The organism is Paracoccus benzoatiresistens, from assembly GCF_026913015.1.
Lineage (GTDB): Bacteria > Pseudomonadota > Alphaproteobacteria > Rhodobacterales > Rhodobacteraceae > Paracoccus > Paracoccus benzoatiresistens.
The window spans coordinates 1-8,631 of the sequence record NZ_JAPTYD010000096.1; the positions used below are offsets into that span (position 1 = coordinate 1).

The 8,631-nt window shown below is 62.9% G+C and carries 10 protein-coding genes and 1 pseudogene; 3 read left to right on the forward strand and 8 right to left on the reverse strand.

Going from position 1 to position 8,631, the window contains the following annotated elements:
- Positions 1 to 45: 45 nt before the first annotated feature.
- The 4 genes from OU682_RS22800 to OU682_RS24515 are packed head-to-tail and all read right to left on the reverse strand — an operon-like array spanning position 46 to position 1,507.
- Positions 46 to 327: a HipA N-terminal domain-containing protein gene (locus OU682_RS22800; protein ID WP_268944486.1), complete on the reverse strand. Its 282-nt coding sequence runs from the start codon at positions 325 to 327 to the stop codon at positions 46 to 48.
- Positions 327 to 506, reverse strand: a complete 180-nt coding sequence (locus OU682_RS22805; protein WP_268944487.1) for a hypothetical protein — start codon at positions 504 to 506, stop codon at positions 327 to 329. The genes OU682_RS22800 and OU682_RS22805 overlap by 1 nt, the downstream gene beginning before the upstream one ends.
- Before the next feature lie 42 nt (positions 507 to 548).
- Entirely contained in the window at positions 549 to 851 is a 303-nt protein-coding gene (locus OU682_RS24510) for an integrase core domain-containing protein (protein WP_268944488.1), read from the reverse strand.
- Positions 809 to 1,507 carry an IS3 family transposase gene (locus OU682_RS24515; protein ID WP_268944489.1) on the reverse strand — a complete coding sequence of 233 codons (699 nt, stop codon included), beginning with the start codon at positions 1,505 to 1,507 and terminating at the stop codon, positions 809 to 811. The genes OU682_RS24510 and OU682_RS24515 overlap by 43 nt, the downstream gene beginning before the upstream one ends.
- 571 nt (positions 1,508 to 2,078) lie before the next feature.
- Between OU682_RS24515 and gdhA the strand changes: the two genes are divergently transcribed.
- Together gdhA and OU682_RS22825 are read left to right on the forward strand one after the other, a co-directional pair.
- Complete coding sequence (gdhA, locus tag OU682_RS22820) at positions 2,079 to 3,440, forward strand: NADP-specific glutamate dehydrogenase (RefSeq protein WP_268944490.1); 1,362 nt, start codon at positions 2,079 to 2,081, stop codon at positions 3,438 to 3,440.
- 218 nt (positions 3,441 to 3,658) lie between these two features.
- Positions 3,659 to 4,671, forward strand: a pseudogene (locus OU682_RS22825) (IS630 family transposase); the annotation flags it as partial.
- A 251-nt stretch (positions 4,672 to 4,922) separates the two neighbouring features.
- Here OU682_RS22825 and OU682_RS22830 read toward each other — a convergent pair.
- The 4 genes from OU682_RS22830 to OU682_RS22845 form a co-directional block, all read right to left on the reverse strand.
- A complete protein-coding gene (locus OU682_RS22830) occupies positions 4,923 to 5,384 on the reverse strand; it encodes a mechanosensitive ion channel family protein (RefSeq protein ID WP_268944491.1) in 462 nt (153 codons plus the stop codon).
- A gap of 405 nt (positions 5,385 to 5,789) precedes the next feature.
- Entirely contained in the window at positions 5,790 to 6,197 is a 408-nt protein-coding gene (rnk, locus tag OU682_RS22835) for a nucleoside diphosphate kinase regulator (RefSeq protein WP_268944492.1), read from the reverse strand.
- A gap of 40 nt (positions 6,198 to 6,237) precedes the next feature.
- Positions 6,238 to 6,750: a GreA/GreB family elongation factor gene (locus OU682_RS22840; protein ID WP_268944493.1), complete on the reverse strand. Its 513-nt coding sequence runs from the start codon at positions 6,748 to 6,750 to the stop codon at positions 6,238 to 6,240.
- Positions 6,751 to 6,915: 165 nt separating this feature from the next.
- Complete coding sequence (locus tag OU682_RS22845) at positions 6,916 to 7,287, reverse strand: DUF1127 domain-containing protein (protein ID WP_268944494.1); 372 nt, start codon at positions 7,285 to 7,287, stop codon at positions 6,916 to 6,918.
- 617 nt (positions 7,288 to 7,904) lie between these two features.
- Here OU682_RS22845 and OU682_RS22850 point away from each other — a divergent pair.
- Positions 7,905 to 8,555, forward strand: a complete 651-nt coding sequence (locus tag OU682_RS22850) for a spermine/spermidine synthase domain-containing protein (RefSeq protein WP_268944495.1) — start codon at positions 7,905 to 7,907, stop codon at positions 8,553 to 8,555.
- The last annotated feature ends 76 nt before the right edge of the window (positions 8,556 to 8,631 follow it).

Sequence of the window (8,631 nt, forward strand, 5' to 3'; positions counted from 1 at the left end):
TCCACTCCCAGAATCCATCAAGCCCTCAGCCGCAAGGGGCGCCGCTCAGACCGCCAAGTTCATATGCGATTCCCCTGAGCTGTCCGGGGAGGTATCCGCAAAGGGCCCGGCGATGACATCGCGCTTCTGGCTGTCGCGCCCGCCGGAGCTGGCGTGATATGGCGCGCTCGTCCGCGGCATCTGCGGGCAGAGGTCGAAACCGCGCGGGTTGTCGATCCATTCCTGGTCATAGATGAAGGTGGAATGCGCGCGCCGCCCGTCGGTCTCAAAAACCAGGCGACCGACCGGAACCAGCCCGTTCCCGAGAGCTACGCGAGCCACGACCATCAGAAAGCGCTCCCTTCGTCATCGATCTCATCCGATCGGGCATGCGTGGCGGCCGATCTGTCGGATGGCGGCTTTCGACGATTGACGATCCGCTTTGGCAGGCGGGCCTGATCAAGGATCAGGCCGGTATCGTCTTTCGCCGGATCCAACATTTCGCCGAGCCGGTGGAGCTCGCCCAAGACTGTACCGGGGCACGGTTTTGAGACAGTGCTTTGCGCCGGTCATGCCGCCAGTTTGAACCCCGTGGCGGCTTCGGTTTCAAGGGTCCTCTGCTCCGCACGGATCTGGTCGGGCGTCTTGTGCCCGTGCCGCTCGCGCAGCCAGTTGGCGTTGTGGAGAGCCGCGAATGCGGCCAGCGCCAGCCGGAGCTCCTCGACTGTGGCGAAGTGCCGAACCCAGAGGAGCTGCTCCTTCAGCGTCCGGATCGCCCGTTCGGCCACGCCGTTGCCCTCGGGCTGGCGCACAAAGGCGGACGAACTGGTCATGCCCAGGAACTGGATCTCGCGCTGGAAATCACTCGACATGTCATTCGAGCCGTGGTCGTGGCGCAGGACGAGACCCTCGCCACCCCGGATCTGTCGAGCGCGCCGAAGTGCCTGGCCACCCCTTGCCGGATCGGATCCAGCACCTCCCGCCGGCTGGCGCCGGAGGCGGCGTGGATGCCCACGAACTCGCCCGAGCAGTGGTCAACCGCGACAAAGACATAGGCACGACCCTCGGCTGTGGTGAAGGTCTCGGTCATGTCATTCGCCGTCTCGCTGGAACCGGTGGCGCAAGCCGGCTCATCCCACACCTGATCCACCCGTTCCGTCACGACCTTTCCGTCATGCGGATGCGCCGCCCGCGGTGCCGGCCAGTGCGGGGCAAGCAGGCCATGCTCCTTCATCAGCCGCCGCACCCGGCGTGCTGTCGTGCGCAGGCCACAGACGCGCAGCCGCGCCCAAACCTTGCGATAACCCTCCCCGGTGAAGGGCGAGGCCCCGATGACCTCCTGGATCGCCGCCAGCAGGTCGGTGTCGCTGGCCGCGCCCTGCGGCCCGCGCCGCCGAGGGGCGCGCAGATCGCTTGCCGCCGTCCGGACGTGCTGGCGATGGAGGGTTGCCCGTGACAGGCCCAAGAGCCGGCAGATGGTGACTACTGGATAGCGGCGCTGGAGGGAGGGCGAGGTCATCCGGCTCATCTCCGCGACCTCCCTCGGGCCAAAGGGCGGCCCGCCTCCAGCTTGTCGATGTTGGCGTAAAGAAGTTCGTTGACCATGGTGATCTCGCCCACCTTCGCCTGTCACGCCGCGCGATCTCACGCGCGTCGCGCTTGCACTCCTTCAGCGCGCTCTCACCTGCCAGCAGCACCCTGTCGCACCGCCCCGAGAGCCGATGCGCCAGAACGTTCAGCTCGCGCGACAGCCTCCAGGCTCTCGCCCCGCATCAGCCGCTGAACCGCCGCAAGCTTCCGCTTGCCCGATCCGGCCTCGGCCCCGCCGCCAGCGTGTGGCGCGCGTCGCCGGGACCGAAGCCTCCGCTGCACCAGGCTTCATCTCGTTCTTGTCGTCCATGCTCTACCCCCACTTCACTGGAAAAAGTAGCGCTCGCCGCTGTCTCAAGAAACCGTCCCCCGGCCCATCGGATCAGGTGCAGCATTTGGACTTATTGCCCGATATAAAGACACATTGCTCAAGATATTGTGCTTCCTCCCATTCAGGTTGCCGAAAATAACGGCTAACACACTGCCCAAAATGACAGAAGGGCAGGGCCATGGTCCAGATCGACGACAAGCTGACCCCCATCTATGAAGAGGTCGTGCGGCGCAACGCAGGCGAAGCCGAGTTCCACCAAGCGGTGCGGGAGGTGCTGGAAAGCCTGGGACGGGTCGTGGCGAAGCATCCCGAATACCTGGACCGCGCGCTGATCGAGCGGATCTGCGAACCCGAACGGCAAATCATCTTTCGCGTGCCCTGGACTGATGACCAGAACCGGGTGCACATCAACCGCGGCTTCCGCGTGCAGTTCAGCTCGGCCATGGGCCCCTACAAGGGCGGCTTGCGGTTCCACCCGTCGGTGAATGTCGGGATCATCAAGTTCCTGGGCTTCGAGCAGACCTTCAAGAACGCCCTGACCGGGCTGCCGATCGGCGGCGGTAAGGGTGGGTCAGACTTCGACCCCAAGGGCAGGTCTGATGCCGAGATCATGCGCTTCTGCCAGTCCTTCATGACCGAATTGTACCGCCACCTTGGCGAATACACCGACGTGCCCGCCGGCGACATCGGCGTCGGCGCGCGAGAGATCGGGTACATGTTCGGCCAGTACAAGCGCCTGACCAACCGCTACGAGGCGGGCGTGCTGACCGGCAAGGGCCTGTTCTACGGCGGCTCGCTGGCCCGCAAAGAGGCCACGGGATACGGCAACACCTATTTCACCCGGGCCATGCTGCAAACCAAGGGCGAGGACTTCGATGGAAAGACCGTGGTCGTATCCGGGTCGGGCAACGTCGCCATCTACACGATCGAGAAGGTGCAGTCCTATGGCGGCAAGGTCGTCGCCTGTTCGGACAGCAGCGGCTATGTCGTGGACGAGAGCGGCATCGACCTAGCCCTGCTGAAGGAGATCAAGGAGGTCCGGCGCGGCCGCATGTCCGACTATCTGCGCCTGAAGGGAACGGGCAACGGCGTCTATTTCGTTAAGTCGGGCGACGGGGTGATCTGGGACGTGCCCTGCCAGGTCGCCATGCCCTCAGCCACGCAGAACGAACTGACCGGCAAGGACGCCAAGACCCTGATCCGCAACGGCGTCACGGCCGTGGGCGAAGGGGCCAACATGCCCTCGACCCCCGAGGCAATCCGCGCCTTCCATGAGGCGGGCGTCCGCTTCGGCCCCGGCAAGGCGGCGAATGCAGGGGGCGTCGCGACCTCGGCCTTGGAGATGCAGCAGAATGCCTCGCGCGATCGTTGGAGCTTCGAGAAGACCGAAGCCAAGCTGGCTGAGATCATGCGCGACATCCACGACGCCTGCTACAGCACGGCCGACGAATACGGCGCACCGGGCGACTATGTGATTGGCGCCAACATCGCAGGCTTTGTGCGCGTGGCCGAACCGATGCTGGCCTTCGGCGTGATCTGAGCCCAACACGGCGCGGCAAGAAGAGGTCATGGCGTGCGGCTGTCCGCCGTGACTTGGCCCGACAGCCATGGGAAGCGTTCAGCGCGCCCCGGCCTCTGGGGCGAGAAGAGTGCTTTTTAGAAGTTAGATCATTTTGTTGATGAGATCCTGAAGCCAATCTTGCGACCGAACCAGGACAGGTCATTGAAAAACCCCTAGTGTTCCACACCTGGCGGAGGATTCCATGGCGCAGCCGGACGTGTCAGTGTCGGGGCACGAGACGCAATGACATCTGCCTGTACCTGAGCTCTGACGACCGAGCCGAACTCCAATCCCTGCTCGCTGATCGGAACACCCCGCGCAAGCTCGTCTGGCGAGCGCAGATCGTGCTGGCGACGGCGGACGGTCACGGCACGGGCGAGATCATGCGGCGCGCGGACACGTCGAAGCCCACCGTCTGGCGCTGGCAGGAGCGCTACTCCGACGAAGGCGTGGACGGTCTGAAGCGCGACAAGACCCGGCCGTCACGCGTACCGCCGCTGCCGCGGAAGACGCGCCTGAAGGTGATCACCAAGACGGTGCAGGAGAGCCCGCCCAATGCTACCCACTGGACCCGCAGCCTGATGGCCGAGGTGGTCGGGATCTCGCCGTCGAGGGTGGGGAGGATCTGGGCCGAGGCGGGGCTGAAGCCGCATCTGACGAAGTCCTTCAAGGTCTCGGACGACCCGTTGTTCGAGGAGAAGGTCACCGACATCGTCGGGCTCTACCTCGACCCGCCGGAGCGGGCGGTGGTGCTCTGCGTCGACGAGAAGTCGCAGATCCAGGCGCTCGATCGGACCAAGCCGGGGCTGCCGCTCAAGAAGGGTCGGGCGGCCACGATGACCCATGACTACAAGGGCTACGGCACGACCACGCTGTTCGCGGCGCTCGACGTGAAGTCAGGCCAGGTGATCGCATAATGCCAGCCCCGCCACTGGGCAAGGAGTTCCTGAAATGCCTGCGCCGCATCGACCGGGAGGTGCCGAAGTCGCGCGCGGTGCACCTCGTGCTGGACAACTACGCGACCCTCAAGACCCCGGAGGTGACGACCTGGCTTTCGAGGTACCCGCGCTTCCACCTGCATTTCACGCCAACCAGCGCGTCGTGGCTGAACATGGTCGAACGGTTCTTCGCCGAGATCACGACGCGGCGCATCCAGCGCGGTAGTTACGCCAGCGTCGGCGACCTCGAGGCTGCCATCTACGACTACCTCCTCGCTCTTGCGAACTCCTTGACCTAAAGCATGTCCCCTGTCCGCTGAAGCTGCGACTTCTTCTATCACCGTCACCCGGCGTAAAGGTGTTGTCGCATCGGCCTTCCGGAGAGCCTTGTCCACCTGACGCCAGATCGCATCGCGGCACTCGATCTTGTGGTCGAACCGGTCCAACGAATCGCGCAGCGCATAGTGCACCCAATCTGCTCCGATGGATTGGATGCGCATGTCCGGACGCGGTGCCTGCTTGATCAATGGCGCATGCAAAAGTGCATCCTGCAGTATCTCAGCCCCTTTGGCTGCGGGAATGGAGTGATCCAGAACCAACTCCAGCCGGGCCCGGAAAACCGAACTTGGCGCGCGCTGTAGTTCACGATCCGCTGCCGAAAGACCTGACTGTTGGGAAGGATCACATAGGTGAAGTCCCTTGTCAGAAGCCGAGTGGTGCGCCAGCCAATCTCGATCACGCGACCGCGTCCCAAGCTCTCCACCTCGACCCAGTCACCGATGCGAAAGGGTCCTTCCAATCCGAGCACGACCCCCGAGCCAGCCAAGGCACCGCTGGCGCCGTGACAAGCATCAGGATCACACCCGACACGATCGCAATTAAGAACAGTAGTCCTGATACGAGGTCCTTGACCAGCTTCGGGATGGGCCCGCTGCGCGGCCGCAAATTGCTCAAGAGCAGGCTCGAGATCCTGCTCAGAAACCATGCCAAGGCGAGGTAGAGCAAGAAATGGAAAACATTGCGGGCGTTGGCGGACAGATGCGCAATGCCTAGCCGTGGCAGGATGTCTGGTCCGCCAAGATCAATGACAAGAAGGATTGCAAGAAGGAGAGCCGGGGGAAGCAGCCGGCGAAGATGTCTCAAGACCGTCTCGTGGTGTTGGGAAGCCTCGCATACCCCGGTCGGTCACCGACAAGCACTGGTTGGCCTGCCTCCCGTGGGGACGCTGTTGCGTGCAAAGACGCGCCAAACTCCGTTCGGCAGATCGGGCACCGCCCTGCGGCGGAGCGGGGGATGCCTGCACCGCAATGGGAGCAGGACAGGGGAACGAGGCGACGAAACATCATATGTCCTCCGGGGGATCAGCTATGGTGAAGGGGCAGGATGCAGGTCATGCGGCCTCTGACACGATGCCAAGGCGCAGTACCGTCAGAGCCCGTTTATGACCCGTCCGTGTCATCCAGTTGACACTGCCGCCGACGGGCAGGCCAAGAAGGGCAGTCCCGATCGGTGTCAGCACCGAGATGGCACCCTGACCAATGTCTGCCAGCTCGGGCCAAACCAGGATGACGTCCTGCTCGCGGCCGCTGATGTCATCCCGGTAGGTCAGCGCTGTGCCCATGGTGACCACATCGGCAGGCATCTGCCTCCCGGAGGCTATCCTGGCTGTGGCAAGCTTCGCGAAAAGCGGCTCGGCGACGTCGGGCAGACGCGCACTTGCAGCGTCCGCAAGGGATTCGAGACGGCCGACATGATTGGCATCGATGACCGCGCGAGCGCGGTGGGGAGATCGAGACATGACAGTCTCCTTTCAATGGTGGTTTTCTTGGGAGGTTGAGTCAGTCGTTGAGGTCGGCATAGAGATCCCCAGGCTCCTCGACGGCAAGGACCTGAACCCTGCCCCCGACGTCTTCGCTGTCCAACAGAGTCATGGCCTGACCAACGCGAAGTCCGATCAGGGTCACGCCCAGATAGGTGCCGACAGCCAGACGGCTGCGGTCGTGCTCGGGATAGCGCCAGTGATAGAGCGTGCGGGTCTGCGGCCGTCCGGCCTCAATCGCAAAACTGACCCGTGCGTCGCCTGTCACCACGCCTGGACCGACATCGGCGGTGCTGACGACGTCGGCATCGGCCATCTTCGCCCGGATCAGCTGGGCCAGCCGCAAGAATGGCGCGGTGCCGATATCCTGAAACCGACGCCTGTGCTCGTTCAGCTGCCAGTAGTCATAGGTTGCCAGACGGGCGCGGATCGGCCTCAGGGCCGCAATGTCGCATAAGGCGGGCAGGTGGTTGTGGTGATGGGCGACGAGCCCTGCTCCGGTCCGGAGCCGGTCTTGAGAAGTGTAGCGCATGATGATCCCGATCGGGCATGGGCCCGGCTGACTGATACGGTGGTAGGAGATTGCGCCCGGGAAAAGGCGTCAGCAGTTGCCCGCCTCTGCCCGGGGCAGAGACCGCGTCAGCAAAGAGCCGGAATAGATCCGGAACCTCGGGATATGGGCAAAGATCATCATGTCTTAGGACCTGGGCCGGACCGGCGCGATTGACAAGGGACGGGCAGGCGCTGCCAGAGCCGTTCTTGGCACAGCCTCGTGACTCTCTCTTTGTTGCGACAGGGCCCGACGGCCCGATTGCAGCACCTCTGCGGGACGCGGATCATCGGCGATAAGATCATCAACCACACGGGAGATTTGGCTCCGGGAAAGGCCGATGTCATCAAGCATCCGATCATCAAGGCTCTCGAGCAACCTGATGGTGCGCCGCTTGATAGCCAGGCGGGCCGCATTCCTGACCCACTCCTGGAAAGGGGAAAGAATGCTGGCCGTTCCTCGGGAGAGAAAGGGGATACGCGCAAAGAACGGATCCAATTGGATTGGATTAGGTGACACAACGGCCTCCTGAGCTTTCAGATCATTGCCAGCCGCATGGACTGATTGTGCAACGATTATGCTGAACTATAAGCGGGGACTGACTATCGCATCTCTGCGATAGGTGTGAGCCGCTCGACTATACGGATAGGGTTTGCCGATACCCCGCAGTGGTGGCCGGGTTGATCCCAGCCCCCTGCGGGGTCAGCTGCGGTTCAGCAGCGGACCTTTGATGCTCGGCCGTGGCCCAGTATGTCGCAACACGTACGTCATGGACTCTATATGGCCATCCGCGGCAACAAAAGCAATTGCATGTACGCACAGCTGGCAAACACGGCAGCGGCGGAGAAAGAAGGCTCGGTGGGATGTCGCAACGCAAGGCCTGCGCCCGCTTCTTGCAATGTCTGCCCCATAACGTCATAAACGCTGTTCGGTGTGAGAAGGCGCTTCCTGCCGAACTGGTCTGGTCATGCATTTGTCTTTCAATCCATCGGCGGTCTTTCCCCTTCTTGTTGGCTTTCGTGCCAACAATGTCTGAGGGTTGCCTGATCGCCTGAGGCAAGAGGCAACCCCGAGTCCGACTGAACCCTTCCCGCCCTGCCGCTTCCTGCGAGGGCATGATTGTTCATGGGATTGACATGACACACTGGACGACAATGGCTCGCGCTGTCACAGCGTCAGACGACGAACTATATCTGCGCCGCCGCGGCGAAATCTACGAGATCCGCTATAACGGCATCGAACTGATCTCGAGCTTCAACCACCAGTCAGAAGACCAGCTTGCCCTGCGAGCCATGAGGCAGCTTGACTTTGCGCCCCGTCGTATCCCGATTGGCGGCCTGGGCCTTGGCTATACAACACGCGCCATTCTGGAGGTCATGCGCGCGGACGCGGAAGTCCATGTCTGCGAACTGATCCAGGTGGTGGCTGACTGGAACCATGATCATATCGGCCACCTTGCCGGTCACCCTCTGCGCGACCCCCGGTGCTATTTGCATATCGAGAATGTGCAGGGTCATCTGGCCCACAATCCGGATACCTATGATCTCGTGCTTCTGGACACCGACAATGGCCCCGACTTTCTTGTGAGGCCTGAAAACACCAGCCTTCACGAAACCAATGGGCTTTTCCGGGTTATTCGCGCCTTGCGGCCGGCGGGAGCAGCCTGCTTCTGGTCTGCCACGGCCTCGCCGCGTTTCGAGGACCGTCTGCGTTTGCAGCCGCAGCCGTGGCACCGCGACGATATTGCGCTCATGCCAGCCAGGGTCGATGCAATGCACTACCTTTAGGGCACCTCGAAAAATTGCGCTAACCGGGCCGCCGGGGTAGGACGCACGGGGCATTCGGCTGCTGGAGCGTGACGAT

What these genes read in the sequence shown, in the direction of transcription:
- OU682_RS22830 (WP_268944491.1), bottom strand. Translation starts at nt 5,384, where the DNA reads ATGGTTTCTGAGCAGGATCTCGAGCCTGCTCTTGAGCAATTTGCGGCC.
- OU682_RS22850 (WP_268944495.1), top strand. Translation starts at nt 7,905, where the DNA reads ATGACACACTGGACGACAATGGCTCGCGCTGTCACAGCGTCAGACGAC.
- OU682_RS24515 (WP_268944489.1), bottom strand. Translation starts at nt 1,507, where the DNA reads ATGAGCCGGATGACCTCGCCCTCCCTCCAGCGCCGCTATCCAGTAGTC.
- gdhA (WP_268944490.1), top strand. Translation starts at nt 2,079, where the DNA reads ATGGTCCAGATCGACGACAAGCTGACCCCCATCTATGAAGAGGTCGTG.
- OU682_RS24510 (WP_268944488.1), bottom strand. Translation starts at nt 851, where the DNA reads ATGTCGAGTGATTTCCAGCGCGAGATCCAGTTCCTGGGCATGACCAGT.
- rnk (WP_268944492.1), bottom strand. Translation starts at nt 6,197, where the DNA reads ATGTCTCGATCTCCCCACCGCGCTCGCGCGGTCATCGATGCCAATCAT.
- OU682_RS22800 (WP_268944486.1), bottom strand. Translation starts at nt 327, where the DNA reads ATGGTCGTGGCTCGCGTAGCTCTCGGGAACGGGCTGGTTCCGGTCGGT.
- OU682_RS22840 (WP_268944493.1), bottom strand. Translation starts at nt 6,750, where the DNA reads ATGCGCTACACTTCTCAAGACCGGCTCCGGACCGGAGCAGGGCTCGTC.